This is a genomic window from Rhizobium sp. ZK1 (genome assembly GCF_047782645.1).
GTDB lineage: Bacteria > Pseudomonadota > Alphaproteobacteria > Rhizobiales > Rhizobiaceae > Rhizobium.
This window is the reverse complement of record NZ_CP180586.1, coordinates 3,885,001-3,906,572: the sequence shown is the minus strand read 5'-3', so window position 1 is coordinate 3,906,572 and position 21,572 is coordinate 3,885,001. Positions and strand designations below refer to the sequence as shown.

Below are 21,572 nucleotides of genomic sequence, written 5' to 3'. Positions count from 1 at the left end.
ATCAAGGAGCTATTTCCAATGTCAATTTCGAAGTTTTCCTCCAACATCGCACGGGTAGGCGCCCTTTCAGCCGCTCTCCTGGCGCCGGTCGTCGCTTTCGCGCAGGAAGCAGCCCCGGCAGCCGCCGATGCTGCAGCCGCTGCTGCTCCGGCCTTCACCATGGACAAGGGTGACAATACCTGGATGCTCGTCTCCTCGGCGCTCGTCCTCCTGATGACGATCCCCGGCCTTGCGCTTTTCTACGGCGGCCTGGTGCGTGCCAAGAACATGCTCTCCGTTCTGATGCAGGTCTTCATGATCACCGCCGTCGTGGCGCTGATCTGGGTGACCTACGGCTATTCGCTCGCCTTCACCGATGGCGGCTCGCTGAACAGCTTCGTCGGCGGCTTCTCCAAGGCGTTTCTCGCCGGGGTCAACACCTCGTCGCTGGCCGAAACCTTCTCGAAGGGCGTCGCCATCCCTGAATATACCTTCATCGTATTCCAGATGACCTTCGCCTGCATCACGCCCGGCCTGATCGTCGGCGCATTCGCCGAACGCATCAAGTTCTCGGCCGTCATGCTGTTCGTCGTGCTCTGGGTTACCTTCATCTACTTCCCGATGGCGCACATGGTCTGGTTCTGGGGCGGTCCGAGCTCTTACACCTCGCCGGCCGGCCTGATCTTCTCCTATGGCGCAATCGATTTTGCCGGCGGCACGGTCGTTCACATCAATGCCGGTATCGCCGGCCTCGTCGGCGCCATCATGCTCGGCAAGCGCACCGGCTATAAGAAGGAGATCATGGCTCCGCACTCGATGACGCTCACCATGGTCGGCGCATCGCTGCTCTGGGTCGGCTGGTTCGGCTTCAACGCAGGCTCCAACCTCGAAGCCAATGCCTATGCATCGCTTGCCATGATCAACACCTTCGTCGCGACGGCCGCTGCCGCCGTGTCCTGGTGCATCGTCGAAAGCTTCGCTCGCGGCAAGGCTTCCATGCTCGGCGGCGCTTCCGGCGCAGTTGCCGGCCTCGTCGCCGTTACCCCGGCGGCAGGTTTTGCCGGCCCGATGGGTTCGATCGTTCTCGGTCTCATCGTCTCGCCGGTCTGCTACTTCTTCGTCGACGTCGTGAAGAACAAGTTCAACTATGACGACAGCCTCGACGTCTTCGGTGTCCATTGCATCGGCGGCATCGTCGGCGCTCTCGGCACCGGCATCCTCGTCAACCCGGCCCTCGGTGGCGCCGGTATCGTCGACTACTCGACGGCCGATTTCGCTGCCTCCTATGCCGGCACGGCAACGCAGGTTTTGGCCCAGGCCAAGGGCGTGCTCACGACGCTTCTGTGGTCGGGCATCGGCTCGGCGATCCTCTACAAGATCGTCGATGTCATCATCGGCCTGCGCGTTTCGGTCGAAGCCGAGCGCGAAGGTCTCGACCTCGCAACGCACGGCGAAGCTGCCTATCACGCTTAATCAAAGGGTTTGCGGCGTCCGGTACAAGGGCGCCGCTGAACGGCCCGTCGCGGCCTATATAAACATAAGCCGCTCTTGGCCCGGACCTTCCAAGGTTCGGGCCTTTTTCTTTTTAGCGATCCGGCATATGCATGGTTAACATCGCTTTAACTCTACTTTGATTAGGTGGAGCGGACGCATTTGGCGCGGCGAAACATTTGCGATTCGCGTGCCTACAGGCATTGGACGGGTTAGACACATGGCAAGAAGCACGTCTCCGGCAATGGACGGCCGTCCTGACCGGTTCTCCTTCTCGGCATTCATGCTGCGGCAGATCCAGGCCCTCATGGGCTTTGCGGTCTTCCTGCTCTTGGCGCTCGCGGTAGCGGCGCTTGCGACATGGAACGTCACCGATCCCAGCTATTCCTACGCTACCGGCAACCTGCCGACCAATGTACTCGGTTATAGCGGTGCTGCCTTTGCCGACGTCGCCATGCAGTTCCTGGGGCTCGCAAGCGTCGTCTCGATGCTGCCGATCGTTGCCTGGGCGCTGGCGCTGATTTCCGGCCGCCGAATCAGCCGCATTCCGGCACGTGCCGGTGCCTGGCTTGCCGGAACCGTGCTGTCGTCCGCCGTCATCGGCTGCTTCCCGCCGCCGCTCACCTGGCCGATCCCGAACGGTATCGGCGGGGTCATCGGTGACATGATCCTGCGCTTTCCGGCGCTCTTTGTCGGCGCTTATCCGACCGGCGTTTTCGCCACGGCTGTCGGCTGCGTCTTTGCTATCCCAACTGCCTGGATGATGCTTTTTGCTGCCGGTATCGTCGGCCGCAGCGAGCGCGACGAGGAGGAAGACGAAGAAGAGGATTATGTCGATACGCGCAGCAAGGCGCGCGTTGTCGGCGAAGAGGATGAAGACGACGATGGGTCCCGCTGGATGGCCTTTAGCGGTGCCATGACACATGCCTGGTACATGAACCAGGCCCGTTTCCGCCGGCTTTTCGGCATGGGTCCGCGCAAGCGCCGCCAGAGCGATTTCGAATCGCCTTATGATTTCAACGACGATGAATTCGGTACGCTGAACGAGCCGGTGCGCGCCAAGCCCGCCGCGCGGGGCGAGCGCATGGATCCCTCCATGGAGGCGCGTGCCGCATCGAGCCGCCGTATCGTCTCAGCGCCCTCCATTTCACTCGACGACGATGAGGACGAAGACGACGATTCGCCGTTCTATGCCGACATGCCGCCGCGTCCGGCCGATATCCTGCCCGACGATGATGACGATGACTGGATGATCCGCGCACCGGCGAAATCGTCCGCCAAGCCCGAGCCGCGCGTCATTCCCGCCTCGGCTCGCCCGAAGCCTGGCGCGCGCGTCGAACGCGAGGCGCAGGGTTCGTTCATCCGGCCGGAAGGTTTCCAGCTTCCCTCCATGCATCTGCTCGCCGAGCCCAAGAACGTCGTGCGCGATTCCACGCTTTCGGCCGATGCGCTGGAGCAGAATGCCCGCATGCTGGAAGGCGTGCTTGAGGATTTTGGCGTCAAGGGCGAGATCATCCATGTCCGCCCCGGCCCCGTCGTCACGCTCTACGAACTGGAGCCGGCGCCCGGCATCAAGTCGTCCCGCGTTATCGGCCTCGCCGACGATATTGCCCGCTCGATGAGCGCGATCGCCGCTCGTGTCGCAGTCGTCCCGGGCCGCAACGCAATTGGTATCGAACTGCCGAACCAGACGCGCGAAACCGTTTATCTGCGCGAGCTGATCGGGTCGCGCGACTTCGAAGGCTCCAAAGCGAAGCTCGCAATGGCGCTCGGTAAGACGATCGGCGGTGAAGCCGTCATCGCCGATCTTGCGAAGATGCCGCATCTGCTCGTTGCCGGTACGACCGGCTCGGGTAAGTCCGTCGCCATCAACACGATGATCCTGTCACTGCTCTACCGCATGACGCCGGAACAGTGCCGTCTCATTATGATTGACCCGAAGATGCTCGAACTCTCCGTCTATGACGGCATCCCGCATCTGCTCTCGCCCGTCGTCACCGATCCCAAGAAGGCCGTCGTTGCGCTCAAGTGGACCGTCCGTGAGATGGAAGAGCGCTACAAGAAGATGTCGAAGATCGGTGTGCGCAATATCGATGGCTTCAACACGCGCGTCGAGCAGGCGCTGGCCAAGGGGGACACGATTTCGCGCACGGTGCAGACCGGTTTTGACCGGCAGACCGGCGAAGCGGTCTACGAGACCGAGGAATTCGATCTGCAGCCGATGCCCTATATCGTCGTCATCATCGACGAAATGGCCGACCTGATGATGGTCGCCGGCAAGGATATCGAAGGGGCCGTGCAGCGCCTTGCGCAGATGGCGCGTGCGGCCGGTATCCATGTCATCATGGCAACGCAGCGTCCGTCGGTCGACGTCATCACCGGTACAATCAAGGCGAACTTCCCGACCCGCATCTCCTTCCAGGTGACCTCGAAGATCGACAGCCGCACGATCCTTGGCGAGCAGGGGGCAGAACAACTGCTCGGCATGGGCGACATGCTCTATATGGCCGGCGGCGGCCGTATCCAGCGTGTCCATGGTCCTTTCGTGTCCGACGTCGAGGTCGAGGAGATCGTCTCCTATCTGAAGACGCAGGGCTCGCCGCAATATCTCGATGCCATCACTGCCGATGACGACGAGGATGGTGATTATGGCGGCGGTCCGGCCGGCACGGCAAATCTCGCCGATTCCGAAGACCCCTACGATCAGGCCGTCGCCATCGTGCTGCGTGACGGTAAGGCATCCACGTCCTATGTTCAGCGTAGACTCGGTATCGGTTATAATCGTGCTGCCTCGCTGATCGAGCGCATGGAGCAGGAGGGCATCATCGGCCCTGCCAACCATGCCGGCAAACGCGAGATTCTCGTGCCGACGGACGGGGATATTCTCGACCGCTGATACAGGATAATTTTGCTGCGCCGCCCATCCGGTGGAAACCTCGGGGCATGTAATCCGTTACCTTTCACCGGGCGATCGCGGCGCCTTGAAGACGCCGCCTTTCGGCGGCATGCAGATCGCATACAGGAGGTTCACATGACCAACTCCGTGCCCATCTTTTCCGGCCTGCCGGTAACCCGCCGTGACGTTTTTGGCGTCCTCGCCGTTGCTGCCGTTGCAACCGCCGTTCCGTTTCCCGCTCTAGCCCAGGTCGCCCAGGCGGCAGCACCCGCTGCCAACAGCGCCACGGCACAGGCGATTGCCGATCATTTCTCCGGCGTCGCCACCATGCAGGGCGAGTTCGTGCAGTTTGGTCCTCGTGGCGAACAGACCGGCGGCAAGTTCTTCATCGAGCGTCCCGGCAAGCTGCGCTTCAACTATGACGATCCGTCGCCGATGCGCGTCATTGCCGACGGCAGGAATGTCGCGATCGGCAACGTGAAACTGAAGACCTGGGATCTCTATCCGCTCTCCAAGACGCCGCTCAGCCTGCTGCTTGCGCCACGTATCGACCTTTCCGCCGGCATGGTGAAGGGCGTGAAACAAGAGTCCGATCTGACGACGATCTCGCTCGGCAACAATACGGTGTTCGGCAGCTCGACCATCACGATGATGTTCGACCCGAAGACTTATGATCTCCGCCAGTGGACGATCACTGACAACCAGGGCAAGGACACGTCGGTGATGATTTTCAACGTCAAGACCGGCGTTGCCTTCGACCAGCGCGTCTTCCGCGTGCCTTACGAGGATATCAAGGGCACCTCGGCAAACCGCGACTGATGCTTTTCGGTTGATCGCCGGCCGCTTTTGCCTGCGGCCGGTTTTCTCGCCGACGCCTTTGCTCTAAAGCCTTTTCAGAGGGATCTGAAAGGGCATGGCATGAGTTTTTCCATCACCACCTGGAACATCAATTCGGTGCGGCTGCGCATGCCGATCGTCGAGCAGCTTGTGCTGAAGCAACGGCCCGATATCATCTGCCTGCAGGAAACCAAGGTTCCGAACGACCTCTTCCCGTTGGCACCGCTACGCGCCATGGGCTACGAGCACATCATCATCCACGGCCAGAAGGGCTACCACGGGGTTGCCATCGCCTCCCGCGTGCCGCTGACCGAGGATCACCGGCAGGACTACTGCAATGTCGGCGACGCGCGCCACATCTCGGCGGTCTTCGAGCGCGGCAACCGGCGCATCCGCCTGCACAATTTCTATGTGCCCGCCGGCGGCGACGAGCCGGACCGCACGATCAATCCAAAATTCGGCCACAAGCTTGATTTCATCGAGGAGATGAAGAACTTGAAGGCCAGTGCCGAGCCGAATACGTCAGCGATTCTTGTCGGCGATCTCAATATCGCTCCGCTGGAGCACGATGTCTGGTCGCATAAGCAGCTTCTGAAGATCGTCAGCCATACGCCTGTCGAAACCGATGGGCTTATCGAGGTGATGAAGCGCGGCGGCTGGCACGATCTGATGCGCCAGCATGTGCCTGCTAATGAGAAGCTCTACACGTGGTGGAGCTACCGCGCGAAGGATTGGGAAGCTGCCGACAAGGGCCGGCGCCTCGACCATATCTGGTCCTCGCCCGACCTTGGTCCGCACCTGCAACGCATCGAGGTGCTCAAGGAAGCGCGCGGCTGGGACCGGCCGTCCGACCATGTGCCGGTGACCGTGCATCTCAATCTCTGACATGAGTCAGCTGAAACGGTGAAACTGGCTTGCGGCTTGCGCCGCAAGATCGGCAATACTGTCGCGGATACGGTTTTCCATGATGCGCGCGGCCGAGGGATATTCCTCGATCAGGCGATGGAACAGCGCCCGTGTGATGCGGATAATGCCGGTATCCTCGCGTGCGATCGCCGTGAACTTGCGTTCCACCAGCGTTATGAGTGCCAATTCCGAAATCAGTGCACCGGGGCCCGCGATCGCTTCGGTCCGTCCCATGCCATCGGATCCCGTCACGCTAAGCTCGAGGCTGCCGCTGGTGATCACATAGGCGCTTTCGGCGGGCGAGCCCTGACGGAACAGGATCTGCCCGGCGGCAATCACGCGACGGTCGGCACCGAAGGCAATTAGACGCAGCTGGTCTTCGTTCATGTCCTTGAAGAGCGGAAGCTGCGACAGCAGATGGATATCGTCAGAAAGAGACATGCTAAGGGATGATCTTGTAGCCGCCGTTTTCCGTCACGAGGATCTCGGCATTGGATGGGTCCCGCTCGATCTTCTGGCGCAGGCGGTAAACGTGGGTTTCCAGCGTGTGGGTGGTCACGCCGGAATTGTAGCCCCAGACTTCTTCCAGCAGCACGTCGCGGGTGACGACCTTCTGTTCGGCGCGGTAGAGATAGCGGATGATCGCCGCTTCCTTTTCCGTCAGGCGGATCTTCTGGCCGTTGTCGGTCGTCAGCAGCTTCTGGCTCGGTTTGAAGAGATAGGGGCCGACCGTGAAGGTAGCGTCTTCGCTCTGTTCGTGCTGGCGAAGCTGCACGCGGATGCGAGCCAGGAGCACGGCGAAACGGAAGGGCTTGGTGACATAGTCGTTGGCGCCGGCCTCAAGGCCGAGGATCGTGTCGGAATCCGTGTCGTGGCCGGTCAGCATGATGATCGGAGCCTTGAAGCCGCCCTTGCGCAGCAGCTTCACCGCCTCGCGGCCGTCCATATCGGGCAGGCCGACGTCCATGATGAGCAGATCGACTGGATTGGAGCGGGCAGCCTGGACGCCCTTGCCCGCGGTCGCTTCCTGGAGAACCGTGAATTCCTCATACAACGACAATTGCTCCGTCAGTGTCTGGCGAAGGTCGTCGTCGTCATCCACCAGAAGAATGGTGCGTGCGGTCATGCGGGTGCGTCCTTGCGTTGGTCAGATACTCCTACGCCAAATTCCACATTTGGCAAGGATCGGCGGTCTGACGTTGCCGCCTGGGGTTTGATATGGTTTCAATCGAAGCCCAAGGCAATTCAAGAACATGCGAGAAAAATGGAAAAAGCAAGGCGAGAGCGAAACAGGAGGCCCTCAACGCTCGTTGTGCGTGCCGCGCCGGGCAAACCGAGCAGGGCCATCGTCCGTTTCGGCCCGCTCATCTTGCCCGCCGCGATCGGTCGCAGCGGTCGTACGGTGATCAAGCGGGAAGGCGACGGGGCGACGCCGATTGCCGCCATGCGGGTGCTCTACGGTTTCCGGCGCGGCGAACGAAACGGCCGTCTCCCCACTACGCTGCCCATCAAGCACATCCGCTCCGACATGCTGTGGTGCGATCAGCCCGCCGATGCGAATTACAATAGGCTGGTCAGGGCGCCGTTCAAAGCGAGCCATGAAGAGATGAAGCGGAAGGACGGGCTTTACGATATCTGCCTGGTGCTCGACTGGAACGTGACCTCTCGGGCACGCAACCACGGCTCGGCGATCTTTTTCCATCTCATCCGGCCGGGATACGAGCCGACCGCCGGCTGCGTTGCGATCAGCGCCCGCGACATGTGCCGTATTCTTCCTCACCTCAGAAAGGGAACAATCGTCCGCGTTCTCTGATTGTATTGCAGGCTCTCTGACCTATATGGACTTTCGACCGGACGCGCGGGCTGCGATGCGTCCAGGGAAAACCGCTTCGCGGCTTCAATTCATGCCCCATTCAATTCGTGTCTTTGGCCATTCCTTCAAACTTCCGGAGATATATTGTGACTACTCAGCCCATTATGACTTTCCACGACGGACATTCCATTCCCCAGCTGGGTCTCGGCGTTTGGCAGACGCCGCAAGATATCGCGGCTCCGACCGTGCGCACCGCCATTGCCGCCGGCTATCGCCATATCGATACGGCCTCCGGCTATGACAATGAAGAGGGTGTCGGCGAAGGCATCCGTTCCTCCGGCGTCGACCGCAAGGACATCTTCGTCACCACGAAGCTGCGCAATACCGACCAGGGTTACGACAATGCGCTGCGTGCCTTCGAGGTCAGCCTGAAGAAGCTCGGCAGCGATTATATCGATCTCTATCTCATTCACTGGCCGTCGCCGCATCGCGGGCTTTATCGCGAAACCTGGAAGGCTTTCGTGCGCTTAAGGGAAGAAGGCCGCGTACGCTCCATCGGCGTGTCGAACTTCTATCCCGATCATCTCGATCATATCATCGGCGATACAGGCGTGGTTCCGGTCATCAACCAGATCGAGTTGCATCCGGACTTTCAGCAGAAGGCGGCGCAAGAAGCGCATAAGAAGCTGAATATCGTCACGGAATCCTGGAGCCCGCTCGGTCAGGGCCGCTTCATCTCCAATCCGGTCATCGGCCAGATTGCCGCCAAACATAGGAAGACGCCGGCGCAGATCATTATCCGCTGGCACATCGATACCGGCCTCGTCGTCATTCCGAAGTCGGTGACGCCTTCGCGTATCGAGGAGAACTTCAACGTCTTCGATTTCAAGCTTGACGGTGAAGACATGGCTGCGATCGCCAAGCTCGACAGCGCCGGCGCCCGCATGGGTCCGGATCCGTACACGGCGACGTTCTAAGCGCTGTCACCTCTGCAGCTGCTCAACTAAAAAGCCCGGCACGAAGCCGGGCTTTTATCATCTCGGATGTCCGAGAGAGATCAGTTCCACTCGCGGATATCGACGAAGTGGCCGGCAATCGCGGCTGCGGCGGCCATGGCGGGCGAGACGAGATGCGTGCGGCCCTTGAAGCCCTGGCGGCCTTCGAAGTTGCGGTTCGAGGTCGAGGCGCAACGCTCGCCCGGCTTCAGGCGGTCGTCGTTCATGGCGAGGCACATGGAGCAACCCGGCTCGCGCCAGTCGAAGCCCGCGGCCTTGAAGATCTTGTCGAGGCCCTCGGCTTCCGCCTGTTCCTTCACGAGGCCGGAGCCCGGAACGATCATGGCGTTGACGGAGGAGGCAACGGTCTTGCCCTCAACGACCTTTGCGGCGGCCCGCAGATCCTCGATGCGGCCATTGGTGCAGGAGCCGATGAAGACGCGATCGACAGCAATGTCGGTCATCTTCGTGCCCGGCTTCAGGCCCATATAGTCGAGCGCGCGCCACTTGGAGGCACGCTTCGTCTCGTCCTGGATCTCATCCGGGTTTGGTACGATGCCCTGAACGGAGACGACGTCTTCCGGCGAGGAACCCCAGGAGACGATCGGCGGCAGTTCGGCCGCGTTCAGGTTGACGATACGGTCGAAATGGGCACCTTCGTCGGACTTCAGCGTCTTCCAGTAGGCAATCGCCTGTTCCAGGGCTTCGCCCTTCGGCGCGCGCGGCTTGCCCTTGATATATTCGAAGGTGATGTCATCAGGGGCGATCAGGCCGGCGCGGGCGCCACCTTCGATCGACATGTTGCAGATCGTCATGCGACCTTCCATCGACAGCGAGCGAATGGCTTCGCCGGCATATTCGATGACGTAGCCGGTGCCGCCCGCCGTGCCGATCTCGCCGATGATGGCAAGAACGATGTCCTTCGCAGTGACACCCGGCGGCAACTGGCCGTCGACCTGCACCAGCATGTTCTTCGCCTTCTTCTGGATCAGCGTCTGGGTCGCGAGAACGTGCTCGACTTCCGACGTGCCGATACCGTGGGCGAGCGAACCGAAGGCGCCGTGCGTGGAGGTGTGGCTATCGCCGCAAACGATCGTCATGCCCGGCAGGGTGAAGCCCTGTTCCGGTCCGATGATGTGGACGATGCCCTGGCGCTTGTCGTTCTCGGAATAATATTCGACGTTGAACTCGGCGGCGTTCTTGGCGAGCTGCTCGACCTGGATGCGGCTTTCCTCGTTCTTGATGCCGAGATGACGGTCAGCCGACGTTGGAACGTTATGGTCGACGACGGCAAGCGTCTTTTCGGGCGCGCGGACCTTGCGGCCGGACATGCGCAGGCCTTCGAAAGCCTGCGGCGAGGTGACTTCATGGACCAGGTGACGGTCGATATAGAGAAGACAGGTGCCGTCTTCCTGTTCGTCGACCAGGTGATCGGCCCAGATCTTGTCGTAAAGGGTACGCGGTGCGCTCATGGCTAATGTCCGTTTTGGCTGGAGCATGGAATTGGGGGTGTGGCGGACAGGCTCCGCCGGCCGTCATTCGATCAACGAAGTCGGCTGTTAAGCGCACCGGAAACGGACGCAAAGAAGCGTGCCGGCAGGCGATAATGGTCCTGCAGCACGAAAATATGCGCACCGATGCATCTGAACTTGGATTCCATGGGGCCGGATATAGCGATTTTTGATCGAAACGGCAATTCGAATCGTTGAGGGCCTAGCGCCGCGGCATCTGCTTCATCTTCTTCTCGATCCGCCGCAGGAAGAGCGACAGGCCGATCGTCAGGATCAGGTAGATATAGGTGACGATCGAATAGGTCTCGAAGAAGCGGAAGGAGCCGGAGGCATAGACCTTACCCATCTGCGTGATGTCGGCGACGCCGAGAACGGAGACGAGCGAGGAATCCTTCACCATCGAGACAAAGTCGTTGGAGAGCGGCGGAAAGATCACTCGGATTGCCTGCGGAAAAACGACGAGGCGGAAGCGACGGTAGCGTGAGAGGCCAAGCGACTTGGCCGCCTCGATCTGACCGATATCGACCGACTGAAAACCGGCGCGGAAAATTTCGGCGATGAAGGACGAATAGCCGATCATGAGCGCGAAGATGGCGCGCCACATCAGCGACAGGTCGCGCACCAGGATCGTCTCTGCAAGACCGGCCTTCACGAAGGGCGTGATCAAAAAATTGTAAGCGGCGACAACGCCAGGTGCGCCGACAAAGGCTATGTAGAACAGCAGGACGAGGATCGGAATGCCTCTGATAATCTCGATGTAGAAGCGGGCGATCTGGCGCAGCACCAGACTGTCTGAAAGGCCGAGCAGAGCGATGCCGAGACCGAGCACCGTTGCCAGGAGGAAGGCGACGAGTGTCACGAACACAGTAACACCGATGCCGTTCGCGACAGTGCGGAAGACCTGAGTGTAAATGTCGTTGGCGATGATGACGACGGCGAGAATGATGCCGATCAGAACAAGGACGACCAGCCACCAGGGACGGTCGTCCTTCTCGTGTCGCGGGGATGGTGGTAGTGCCATCTGGGATCGCTCAGAGGATTATTGGCCCATCTTGTAGTCGAGGAACCACTTCTTGTTCAGCGCATCAAAGGTGCCGTCCGCCTTTAGGTCGGCAATGGCCGCGTTAACGGGAGCGACAAGGTCGGAACCTTTCGGGAAGATGAAGCCGAAGTCCTCGGTGCCGAGCGGTTCGCCGACGACCTTCAACCCGCCATTCGAGGAATCGACATAACCCTTTGCGGCGACGCTGTCTGTCAGAACGAGGTCGACGTCGCCGGTCTTCAGAGCTTGCGCGGTTGCACCGAAGGTTTCGAAGAGCTTGATGCGCGGGTTCTGCTCGTTACCGTCGAGAATTTCATAGACGGCTGTATAGAAGGGCGAAGTGCCGGGCTGGGCGCCGATCAGGCCGTCGTTGAAGGCTCCGAAGCTTTTGGCGTCGGTGAAGCGCTTCTCATCACCTCGCACCAGCATGAACTGCTGCGAACGCATGTAGGGATCGGAGAAGTCGATCTTCTGCTTGCGATCGTCCTTGATGGTGATGCCGGTCATGCCGATATTGTATTGTCCGTCGGACACGGCCTGGATCATCGCGTCCCAGCTCGTGTTCTGGTACTCGACCTTGAAGTTCAGCCGCTTGGCGATCTCGTTCATCGCGTCATATTCCCAGCCGATCGCCTTGCCAGACTTTGGGTCGACGAACTGCAGCGGCGGATAGGCATTTTCGGTCACCACGATGACGGTCTTGCCACCGAGATCCGGCAGGCCGGCGGCAAAGGCTGCGAGCGGCGAAAGCATAGCGGCCGTTAGACCGGCGAGAACAGTACGGCGAAAGAACATGGTGTGGCTCCCCAATATTTGAACGGCAGAATTGTCATGGAAGATACTGATATGGCAAGGCTGCAAGCGCTACGCACCGGCGCAAAAAAAGAAAAGGCGGCCCAAAGACCGCCTTTCCCATGCAATGATTTCGCTTTCGCGAGATGCTTATTCAGCCGAACCTTCAGCAGCGGCTGCAGCTTCTGCGGCGGCCTTTGCTTCAGCGGCTTCTGCTGCTGCCTTTTCGGCGGCGAGAGCCTGTGCGGCTGCAACCTTTTCAGCTTCGATACGTGCCTTTTCCTCGGCAAGGGCCTGACGCTCGGCATCGTTGAGCTTGCGGGCGCGGGTGCCGGTGTTCTCGACGATACGAGCCGACTTACCGCGACGATCGCGCAGATAGTAGAGCTTGGCGCGACGGACCTTACCGCGGCGAACGACTTCGACGCTTTCGATCATCGGGGAGTAAACCGGGAATACGCGCTCGACGCCTTCGCCGTAGGAGATCTTGCGGACTGTGAAGTTTTCCTGCAGACCACCGCCGGAGCGAGCAATGCAAACGCCTTCATAGGCCTGAACGCGGGTACGGTTGCCTTCCGTGACCTTCACGTTGACGCGGACGGTGTCGCCCGGAGAGAATTCAGGAAGGGTGCGCTTGGCTTCGATCTTGGCGGCCTGTTCGGCCTCAAGCTGCTGAATGATGTTCATCGTCTTAACCTTTGGTTCTTCTGAAACAGCCAGAGCGCTCACATTGTCCTTCGGTCGATGCCTCCGGAGTTTGCCTTTCCAGGCGGGAACGGATTCGCCATTCTTTGTTTGCTGGCAGACGGGGCTAGCCCCATTTCCGCGTGGGCCATTACACGAAAGACATCCGCTTGTCATCCCTTGGACGACAAATTTGTGAAATCAGCCGGTTTTTCCGGCCTTTTGCGCCGCAATCAGGTCCGGCCGCCGTTCCTTTGTCAGCGCAACCGCTTGTTCGTGTCGCCATTTCTCGATGGCACCGTGATTGCCCGATGTCAGGATTGCCGGAATCTCGCGGCCTTCCCATTCCTGCGGGCGGGTGTAGTGCGGATGTTCCAGAAGCCCGCCTTCGAAACTCTCGTGCAGGCCCGAGAGATCATTGCCCATCACGCCCGGCAGAATGCGCACGATCGCGTCGAGCACGATCAGCGCGGCCGGCTCCCCGCCTGACAGTACGTAATCGCCGATCGAAACTTCTTCGAGTTCGCGCGCCTCGACCACCCGCTGGTCGACGCCTTCGAAACGGCCGCAGACGATGATGACGCCATCACCGGTCGCCAGCCGGCGCACGCGCTCCTGTGTCAGCGGTTTGCCGCGCGGGCTCATCAGCAGACGTGGGCGGGTGTCATTTTCGGAGGCGCTGTCGATTGCCCGGGCGAGCACGTCGGGCTTCAGCACCATGCCGGCACCGCCGCCGGCAGGTGTGTCATCGACGGTGTGGTGCTTGTCGGTGGCAAAATCACGGATCTGCACGGCATCGAGCGACCATTGCCCGCGTTCGGCCGCCTTGCCGGCGAGAGACAAGCCAAGGTGGCCCGGAAACATTTCCGGATAGAGTGTCAGCACGGTCGCCCGGAACGCCATGGCGCTTACTTCTTTTTCTTCGGCTTGTCGGGAGCAAGTCCCTTGAGATCGTCAGGATCGTCGATGAGGCCTGCTGCAAGCGGGTCGATGAGCAGCTTGCCGGCTTCGAGATCGATTTCCAGTACGGAGGCTTCCGAGAAAGGGATAAGGACGGGACGTTTGCCGGGGCCTTTGAGCTCCAGCAGATCGCCGGCGCCGAAATCGAAGACGCCGGTCACGGTGCCGTAGTTGATGCCCTTGTCGTCATAGGCTTCCAGCCCTTCCAGATCGGCGTAGAAGAACTCGTCGTCCTCCAGCTCCTCATCCGGCAGGCTGTCGCGTTCCATATAGAGCTCCAGGCCGTTCAGCGCCTCGGCAGCATTGCGGTCGTTGATGCCGCGGAAGCGGACCACGACCATGTTCTTCATCTCGCGCAATTCGAGAATTTCGAAAACGCGTCCATCCATGCTGTGCAGGTGGCCATAATCGCCGAGCGCGGTCGGATCGGCCGTATAGGCCTTTACACGCACCTCGCCGCGAATGCCCTGCGCGCCGCCGATGGTTGCCATCAGCACCGGGTTTTCAAGCTTGGTCATGGGTTCCTTCATTCGAACGCAGGCAAGAAGCTGAGATCACGCCTCTCATAAACGAAGTGGGCGGGAATGGAAACGAAAACGGGCGGCATGTTGTCATGCCGCCCGCTCAGATGAGTTCGAAACCGATTATTCGGCGGAAGCAGCAGCTTCAGCGGCGTCAGCAGCCTTCTGAGCCTTCTCGGCAGCGCGCTCCTGAGCCTTTTTGCCCGGCTTTGCCTTTACCGGGTTGTTGCGGGTTTCGCGCTTGGAGATGCCGGCTTCGTCGAGGAAGCGCAGGACGCGGTCGGTCGGCAGGGCGCCCTGGTCGAGCCAGTGCTTGATGCGCTCGCCGTTCAGCTGAACGCGCTTCTCGTCGTCCTTGGCGAGCATCGGGTTCCAGGAACCGAGATTCTCAAGGAAGCGGCCGTCACGCGGGCTGCGGGCATCGGCGAGAACGACGTGGTAATATGGGCGCTTCTTGGAACCACCGCGTGCGAGACGAATTTTCAGTGCCATGTTCTTAACTCCTTAGGCTTTTCTTGAACCGCTTCGTTGAGCGGCATGGTTATCGGGCTGCGGCGCTCTGTTCAGCGTGGTCCGCAGCGATCTGCTCATGATGCCGGATGACTTCCTTGATGACGAAGTTCAGGAACTTCTCGGCGAAATCCGGGTCCAGATGCGCATCTTCGGCAAGCTGACGAAGACGGGCGATCTGGTATTCCTCGCGCGCCGGATCGGCCGGCGGCAACTTGTACCTGGCCTTCAGCACGCCGACTTCTTTGGTGCAGCGGAAGCGTTCGGCCAGAATGTGGACGAGCGCCGCATCGATATTGTCGATCGACTGGCGGTAGCTCGAAAGCTGGGCTTTGACGTCTGGATCAATCATGGGGCAGGCGATCCTTTCACTTCTTCTTGGGCAATCCGGGCAGACCCGGGAAACCACCACCGAGGCCTGGCAGCTTTGCGCTGCCAAGACCCGGCAATCCGCCCGGCAAACCTCCGCCTAGACCGGGCATACCCCCACCCGGCTTTCCGAGACCCGCAGCCTCAGCCTGTTTTTGCAGTGCTTCCAGCTGTTTCGGGTCGATATTCGAGAGATCGGGCATGCCGCCCATGCCGCCGAGGCCCCCCAGCCCCATCTTGCCGGCGAGGCCGCCCATCATCTGCTTCATCATGCCGCCTTTGCCCTTGCCGCCCATCATCTTCATCATGTCCGCCATCTGGCGGTGCATCTTCAGAAGCTTGTTGATGTCAGCAGCATCGGTACCGGAGCCGGCGGCAATGCGCTTCTTGCGCGAATGCTTGAGCATGTCGGGATTGGCGCGCTCGGCCTTGGTCATCGAGGAGATAATGGCGAGCTGGCGCTTGAAGAGGCGGTCATCGAGGCCGGCGGCGGCCATCTTGTCCTTCATGCCGCTCATGCCGGGCATCAGGCCCATGATGCCGCCCATGCCGCCCATCTTCTGCATCTGCTTCAGCTGGTCGGCGAGGTCATTCAGGTCGAACTTACCCTTGGCCATCTTGGCGGCCATGGCGGCCGCCTTTTCGGCGTCGATGTTTTCGGCCGCCTTTTCGACGAGCGAGATGATATCGCCCATGCCGAGAATGCGGTCGGCGATACGGCGGGGATGGAATTCTTCCAGCTCGCCCATTCGTTCGCCGACGCCGATCAGCTTGATCGGCTTGCCGGTGACGGCGCGCATGGAAAGGGCCGCGCCGCCGCGGCCGTCGCCGTCCATACGGGTCAGGACGAGGCCGGTGATGCCGACGCGCTCATCGAAGCTGCGGGCAAGATTCACGGCGTCCTGACCGGTCAGGCTGTCGGCGACCAGCAGGATTTCGTGCGGATTCGACTTCTTCTTGATGTCGGCCATTTCGGCCATCAAGGGTTCGTCGATATGAGTGCGGCCGGCGGTGTCGAGGATGACGACGTCATGACCGCCGAGCTTGGCTGCCTGGACAGCGCGGGCAGCGATATCGGTCGGCGATTGGCCGGCGATAACAGGCAGCGTATCGATATTGGCCTGAGCGCCAAGCTGGCGAAGCTGCTCCTGGGCGGCCGGACGGCGCGTGTCGAGCGATGCCATCAGCACCTTCTTCTTCTCGCGCGTCGTCAGCCGGTTTGCGATCTTCGCCGTGGTCGTCGTCTTGCCCGAGCCCTGCAGGCCGACCATCATGATGACGACAGGGGCGGCGGCATGAAGGTCGACGCCGACACCTTCGCCGCCGAGCATTTCGATCAGCTCGTCATGGACGATCTTGACGACCATCTGGCCGGGCTTGATCGATTTCAGGATCTCGGCGCCGACAGCCTTGTCGCGGACGCGGTCGGTGAACGAGCGGACGACTTCCAGCGAGACGTCGGCTTCCAGAAGCGCACGGCGAACCTCCCGCAGCGCTGCGGAAACATCACTTTCCGAAAGCGCGCCACGGCCTGTCAGTCCATTCAGGATGGAACCAAGACGGTCCTGGAGGTTCTCAAACATCGGCTCTTCCTTGCTACGTTTCGGGGAGTTTTTGAATGTTCCCGAACGTCGTGCTTTTCCTTGACGAAAACAAGACGCAAAGCCAAAAAGCACCCGAGGGCGCGACGCGCTGTCGGGTGTTGACCTCCGGAATCCAGTCCCGGTCGGCGGCTCGGAGTCTGTTACTCGTCGCGGATTTGGCGCGATAAACAGGAAAGTTGCGGGAAAGTCAAGGCGAATGCGTCTAGCGACGTCGTTGCGGACTTTTCTGAAGCCGAACGGCAGGAGTGGCGAGGGATAATCCATCATGCAGCCGGTCGCGACGACGGAAGTATATATCTATATATACTAACATATTCGCCTTAGAATTCGCTGATGTCTGGTAGAATATTTCGATCGGTGAGCCGAATTCGCCCTAAAAGCCAGTTGCAAAATATTCCGCTTCTGATTCTACTTTCTACTTAAGTAAATTCTGTAAAATGATTCGTGAATATCCTTGATGCCGAATGAATCGGCGGAGATATCAAATGATAAACCCGGATATAGAAAGCTGGGCGTTGGCTCGCGCCCATAATATAGTTCTGAAAGAAGGCCTGAATCTGGCGAAGGCGGCACAGGACCTGGATCGCAAACGGTCTCGCTTGTTGGTCTATGAGCTCAGAAAGGTTATCACCGCTGCTATCGTTGAAGCCCACACGGCGTCCCTCAATTCCGATGGCGTGGCGCGTTAGATCCAGATTTTGTCTGGTTTTCATAGGTTGACTGTGCCGTATCCATTCTGATTCCGAAGGGGCTTTGCCTTTGCGCGTAAGAAAAAGGACGAACCTCGCTTGGCGCTCACCCACTGGTAATCCCTGAGCATTTCCGCCATATACAGCCGAAACGCAGCGGACATAATCAGATGAGCAACACGGTCGAATTCGCGAAGATGAACGGGCTTGGCAACAAGATCCTGGTCGTTGACATGCGCGGGCGGAGCGACAAGGTGACGCCACAGGCTGCCATCGCGCTCAATGCCGATGCCGAGACGCAGTTCGACCAGATCATGGCGATTCATGATCCAAAGGCGCAAGGCACTGATGCCTATATCGACATCCTGAATTCCGACGGATCCAAGGCGCAGGCCTGCGGCAACGGAACTCGCTGTGTCGTGCAGGCGTTAGCCGCCGAAACCGGCAAGAAGGCTTTCACCTTCCAGACCGTTGCCGGCATCTTGAATGCCTTCGAACACGATGACGGCACGATATCCGTTGACATGGGGCTGCCGGTCTTCGACTGGAACCGGATCCCACTCGCGGAAGAATTCCACGATACGAGCCGTATCGAACTGCAGATAGGGCCGATCGACCATCCCGTCCTGCATTCGCCCTCGGCCATGTCCATGGGCAATCCGCATGCGATCTTCTGGGTCGACCGCGATCCGATGAGCTTCGATCTCGAACGCTTCGGGCCGCTGCTCGAAAACCATCCGATCTTCCCGGAGAAGGCCAATATCACGCTGGCGCAGGTCATTTCGGACTCGGCGCTGCGGACGCGCACCTGGGAGCGCGGAGCAGGCCTGACGCTCGCCTGCGGTTCGGCCGCCTGCGCCTCCGCCGTCAGTGCTGCTCGCACATGCCGTACCGGCCGCAAGGTGACGATCGATGTCGCCTCCAGCCCGATCCGCCAGCCGCTGACGATCGACTGGCGAGGGGACGATCACGTGGTCATGACCGGTCCTGCCGAATGGGAATGGTCCGGCACGCTCGATCCATCGACCGGCACATGGTCGCGTGATGCCGAACGCGGAGCGGAAGCGCGGTGAGCGGCGTCGAGGTCATCACCTTCGGCTGTCGTCTCAATACTTATGAATCCGAAGTGATGAGATCGCAGGCGGAAGCAGCCGGGCTCAACAATGCCATCCTGGTCAATACCTGTGCCGTGACCGGCGAGGCCGTGCGTCAGGCCCGCCAGGCGATCCGCCGTGCGCGTCGCGACAATCCGCATGCCCGCATCATCGTCACCGGCTGTGCGGCGCAGACGGAAAAGCAGGCCTTTGCCGAAATGGCCGAGGTCGATGCGGTGCTCGGCAATGAAGAGAAGCTGAGGGCTGCGTCTTATCGCGGGCTTCCGGATTTCGGCGTTTCGGCGGAAGAGAAGCTGCGTGTCAACGACATCATGAGTGTGCGCCACACCGCGCCGCAGATGGTCAGGCATATCGACGGCCATGTGCGCGCCTTCATCCAGGTGCAGAACGGCTGTGACCATCGCTGCACTTTCTGCATCATTCCCTATGGCCGCGGCAATTCGCGTTCCGTGCCGATGGGGGCGGTGGTCGATCAGGCGCGCAACCTCGTCGAAAGCGGCTATCGCGAAATCGTGCTGACCGGTGTCGACGCCACGAGTTATGGCGACGATCTTCCCGGTCATCCGACGCTCGGGCTGCTGGCAAAAACGCTGCTGAAGCAGGTGCCGGAGATCTGTCGCCTGCGGCTGTCTTCCATCGACAGCATCGAGGCCGATCGCCATCTCATGGATCTGATCGCCGACGAGCAGCGCTTCATGCCGCATCTGCACCTATCGCTGCAACATGGCGACGACATGATCCTGAAGCGCATGAAACGCCGCCATCTGCGGGCTGACGCCCTGCGCTTCATCGAAGACGTGCGTCGGCTGCGGCCGGAGATGAGTTTTGGTGCGGACATGATCGCCGGTTTCCCGACAGAGACCGAAGAGATGTTCGAAAATGCGGTGCGGCTGGCGGAAGAGGCTGACATCGCGTATCTGCACGTCTTCCCCTATAGCCCGCGTCCCGGCACGCCCGCCGCGCGCATGCCACAGCTCGACCGTTCTCTCATCAAGGACCGCGCCGCCCGCCTGCGCGCCACTGGACAGATGCTGCACCGGCGCCATCTGGACAAGATGGTCGGAACGCGGCAATGGCTGCTGGTGGAAAATAACGGTCTTGCCCACACGGAAAACTTCACGCTTGTCGCAGTGCCCGGTCTTCGTCCGCGCGATATCGTCGAAGCGACGATCACTGGCCACAATGGCAAGCATCTCGACATGCAATTGACGGCTGCCGCGGCGGCCTGACTTCACGGACAGCTTCATGGCGCTCAGTTTCATCAAAAAGGTCTTCACTTTCGGCAAGGACAAGCCGGCTGAAGAGCTCGTGCCGGAAGCCGTGGAGAAGGAACTGGAGCCGCGCTCGCGCGACGAAGATCTGCCGGTTGCTGCTGATCCGGTTCTTGCCGAAGAAATGGAAACGGCCGGCGGTCCGGCGGCGGATATCGAGGAAGCTCTCGCGGAGCAGGAACCGGTTGAAGCCCGGTCCGAATTCCTCCCTACTGCCGATGATCTGGGCGACATGGGCGTTGTCCCTCTGTCGCTGCTGGAAGCCGAGGCGGAAGCGAACGCAGACGACGCTGCGGCAGCACCCCCCTCTGTCCCTTTGGAACATCTCCCCCACGAGGAGGGAGATCGTTTGGAGGATGACGCTGCCGTGAGAGAGGAAGGCAGAGTCGAGCCAACCGAGACATTTCCAGAAGAGATTCCGACTCACGACGCCCAGGAAATTCCAGCTGAGGTAGTGCAGGATTCTCAATCCTTGCCAATCTCGCCCTTTGCGGGGGAGACGTCCGGCAGGACAGAGGGGGGCGTCACCCCCGCCGAATCGGCGCCGAATCCCATCCTTCCCAGAGGCTTTGCCACCGGACCGGAAGCCGAACCCGAACCTATGGCCGCGCCGCAGCCGAGGCTTTCCTGGTTCCAGCGCCTGCGCAATGGTCTCGCGCGCACCTCTTCTCAGCTTACCGGCCAGATCGCTGCGCTTTTCACCAAGCGCAAGCTCGACGATGATACGCTGCAGGATCTCGAGGACCTGCTGATCCAGGCCGACCTCGGCGTCGAGACGGCGATGCGGGTGACCGATACGCTGGCTTCGGAGCGTTACGGCAAGGATGTGACCGGCGAGGATGTCAGCCGCATCATGGCGAGTGAAATCGCCAAGGTATTGAAGCCGGTTGCCAAGCCGCTGCAGCTCGATCTCTCCCACAAGCCGCATGTCATCCTCGTCGTCGGTGTCAATGGCACCGGCAAGACGACAACGATCGGCAAGCTGGCAGCCAAGCTTTCCGGCGCCGGCCTCAAGGTGATGGTGGCGGCCGGCGATACGTTCCGCGCTGCCGCCATCGAGCAGTTGAAGATCTGGGCCGATCGCACCAAATCCGAATTCATCGGCACCAAGCTTGGCGCGGATGCTGCGGGCCTTGCCTATGACGCCTTCGAACAGGCAAAAGCCAGGAAATGCGATGTGCTGATCATCGATACGGCGGGCCGTCTGCAGAACAAGGCAGAGCTGATGGCCGAGCTGGAAAAGATCGTGCGCGTGCTCGGCAAGCTCGATCCCGATGCGCCGCATACCGTGCTCCAGACACTCGATGCGACAACCGGACAGAATGCGCTCAATCAGGTTGAGATCTTCCGGAATGTCGCCGGTGTCAGCGGGCTGATCATGACCAAGCTTGACGGCACGGCGCGCGGCGGCATCCTGGTGGCGATCTCCGCCAAGCATAAGCTGCCGGTCTATTTCATCGGCGTAGGGGAAGGGGTCGACGATCTCGAACCGTTCGAGGCAGAGGATTTTGCGCAAGCCATTGCCGGTATCGGCCAATGATGCCACAGATTAGCCGTCGATGGCTTGCATGCATTGCAAAAAAGCAG

At 60.5% G+C, this 21,572-nt stretch carries 21 protein-coding genes; 10 read left to right on the top strand and 11 right to left on the bottom strand.

From position 1 onward, the window contains the following. Positions 1-18: 18 nt before the first annotated feature. The 4 genes from ACK9YZ_RS19800 to ACK9YZ_RS19785 all read left to right on the top strand — a co-directional run bounded on the left by ACK9YZ_RS19800 (position 19) and on the right by ACK9YZ_RS19785 (position 6,088). Positions 19-1,452 carry an ammonium transporter gene (locus ACK9YZ_RS19800; RefSeq protein WP_216756243.1) on the top strand — a complete coding sequence of 478 codons (1,434 nt, stop codon included), beginning with the start codon at positions 19-21 and terminating at the stop codon, positions 1,450-1,452. Between the two features lie 238 nt (positions 1,453-1,690). Further along, complete coding sequence (locus ACK9YZ_RS19795) at positions 1,691-4,366, top strand: DNA translocase FtsK 4TM domain-containing protein (RefSeq protein WP_416064905.1); 2,676 nt, start codon at positions 1,691-1,693, stop codon at positions 4,364-4,366. Positions 4,367-4,501: 135 nt separating this feature from the next. Further along, positions 4,502-5,185, top strand: a complete 684-nt coding sequence (locus ACK9YZ_RS19790) for an outer membrane lipoprotein carrier protein LolA (protein WP_216756241.1) — start codon at positions 4,502-4,504, stop codon at positions 5,183-5,185. Positions 5,186-5,284: 99 nt separating this feature from the next. Next, entirely contained in the window at positions 5,285-6,088 is an 804-nt protein-coding gene (locus ACK9YZ_RS19785; protein WP_216756240.1) for an exodeoxyribonuclease III, read from the top strand. A gap of 6 nt (positions 6,089-6,094) precedes the next feature. Here the strand turns inward: ACK9YZ_RS19785 and ACK9YZ_RS19780 are convergent, their stop codons facing one another. Together ACK9YZ_RS19780 and ACK9YZ_RS19775 are read right to left on the bottom strand one after the other, a co-directional pair. Next, positions 6,095-6,550 carry a cyclic nucleotide-binding domain-containing protein gene (locus ACK9YZ_RS19780; RefSeq protein ID WP_416064904.1) on the bottom strand — a complete coding sequence of 152 codons (456 nt, stop codon included), beginning with the start codon at positions 6,548-6,550 and terminating at the stop codon, positions 6,095-6,097. Position 6,551: 1 nt separating this feature from the next. Beyond that, positions 6,552-7,235, bottom strand: coding sequence for a response regulator transcription factor (locus tag ACK9YZ_RS19775; RefSeq protein WP_112564470.1), 684 nt, complete (start codon positions 7,233-7,235; stop codon positions 6,552-6,554). A gap of 138 nt (positions 7,236-7,373) precedes the next feature. Between ACK9YZ_RS19775 and ACK9YZ_RS19770 the strand changes: the two genes are divergently transcribed. Together ACK9YZ_RS19770 and ACK9YZ_RS19765 are read left to right on the top strand one after the other, a co-directional pair. Next, entirely contained in the window at positions 7,374-7,922 is a 549-nt protein-coding gene (locus ACK9YZ_RS19770; RefSeq protein WP_416064903.1) for a L,D-transpeptidase family protein, read from the top strand. Between the two features lie 146 nt (positions 7,923-8,068). Next, a complete protein-coding gene (locus ACK9YZ_RS19765; protein ID WP_216756237.1) occupies positions 8,069-8,899 on the top strand; it encodes an aldo/keto reductase in 831 nt (276 codons plus the stop codon). An 80-nt stretch (positions 8,900-8,979) separates the two neighbouring features. On the opposite strand, the gene leuC is transcribed toward ACK9YZ_RS19765, so the two are convergent. From leuC to ffh, 9 genes are all read right to left on the bottom strand, one after another. After that, complete coding sequence (gene leuC / locus ACK9YZ_RS19760) at positions 8,980-10,389, bottom strand: 3-isopropylmalate dehydratase large subunit (protein ID WP_216756236.1); 1,410 nt, start codon at positions 10,387-10,389, stop codon at positions 8,980-8,982. Positions 10,390-10,630: 241 nt separating this feature from the next. Further along, entirely contained in the window at positions 10,631-11,449 is an 819-nt protein-coding gene (locus ACK9YZ_RS19755) for an amino acid ABC transporter permease (RefSeq protein ID WP_416064902.1), read from the bottom strand. Between the two features lie 18 nt (positions 11,450-11,467). Continuing rightward, on the bottom strand, positions 11,468-12,265 hold the full coding sequence (locus ACK9YZ_RS19750; protein ID WP_416064901.1) for a transporter substrate-binding domain-containing protein: 798 nt from the start codon (positions 12,263-12,265) through the stop codon (positions 11,468-11,470). A 147-nt stretch (positions 12,266-12,412) separates the two neighbouring features. Continuing rightward, the gene (gene rplS, locus ACK9YZ_RS19745; protein WP_037070794.1) at positions 12,413-12,949 is read right to left on the bottom strand and encodes a 50S ribosomal protein L19; all 537 of its coding nucleotides are present in this window, start codon (positions 12,947-12,949) and stop codon (positions 12,413-12,415) included. 198 nt (positions 12,950-13,147) lie between these two features. Next, positions 13,148-13,849, bottom strand: a complete 702-nt coding sequence (gene trmD / locus ACK9YZ_RS19740) for a tRNA (guanosine(37)-N1)-methyltransferase TrmD (RefSeq protein ID WP_416064900.1) — start codon at positions 13,847-13,849, stop codon at positions 13,148-13,150. 5 nt (positions 13,850-13,854) lie between these two features. Next, entirely contained in the window at positions 13,855-14,424 is a 570-nt protein-coding gene (rimM, locus tag ACK9YZ_RS19735; RefSeq protein ID WP_216756232.1) for a ribosome maturation factor RimM, read from the bottom strand. 126 nt (positions 14,425-14,550) lie between these two features. Further along, positions 14,551-14,919 (bottom strand): 30S ribosomal protein S16, encoded by a 369-nt coding sequence (gene rpsP / locus ACK9YZ_RS19730; RefSeq protein WP_416064899.1) that lies wholly within the window; start codon positions 14,917-14,919, stop codon positions 14,551-14,553. 49 nt (positions 14,920-14,968) lie between these two features. Continuing rightward, positions 14,969-15,289 carry a chorismate mutase gene (locus ACK9YZ_RS19725; RefSeq protein ID WP_216756230.1) on the bottom strand — a complete coding sequence of 107 codons (321 nt, stop codon included), beginning with the start codon at positions 15,287-15,289 and terminating at the stop codon, positions 14,969-14,971. Between the two features lie 16 nt (positions 15,290-15,305). After that, positions 15,306-16,889 carry a signal recognition particle protein gene (gene ffh / locus ACK9YZ_RS19720; protein WP_416064898.1) on the bottom strand — a complete coding sequence of 528 codons (1,584 nt, stop codon included), beginning with the start codon at positions 16,887-16,889 and terminating at the stop codon, positions 15,306-15,308. Between the two features lie 485 nt (positions 16,890-17,374). On the opposite strand from ffh, the gene ACK9YZ_RS19715 reads away from it, so the two are divergent. From ACK9YZ_RS19715 to ftsY, 4 genes are all read left to right on the top strand, one after another. Then, complete coding sequence (locus ACK9YZ_RS19715) at positions 17,375-17,599, top strand: hypothetical protein (RefSeq protein WP_216756228.1); 225 nt, start codon at positions 17,375-17,377, stop codon at positions 17,597-17,599. A 170-nt stretch (positions 17,600-17,769) separates the two neighbouring features. Continuing rightward, positions 17,770-18,672: a diaminopimelate epimerase gene (gene dapF, locus ACK9YZ_RS19710; protein WP_416064897.1), complete on the top strand. Its 903-nt coding sequence runs from the start codon at positions 17,770-17,772 to the stop codon at positions 18,670-18,672. Continuing rightward, positions 18,669-19,943 carry a tRNA (N(6)-L-threonylcarbamoyladenosine(37)-C(2))-methylthiotransferase MtaB gene (gene mtaB / locus ACK9YZ_RS19705; protein WP_416064896.1) on the top strand — a complete coding sequence of 425 codons (1,275 nt, stop codon included), beginning with the start codon at positions 18,669-18,671 and terminating at the stop codon, positions 19,941-19,943. The genes dapF and mtaB overlap by 4 nt, the downstream gene beginning before the upstream one ends. 16 nt (positions 19,944-19,959) lie before the next feature. Then, complete coding sequence (gene ftsY, locus ACK9YZ_RS19700; RefSeq protein ID WP_416064895.1) at positions 19,960-21,525, top strand: signal recognition particle-docking protein FtsY; 1,566 nt, start codon at positions 19,960-19,962, stop codon at positions 21,523-21,525. The last annotated feature ends 47 nt before the right edge of the window (positions 21,526-21,572 follow it).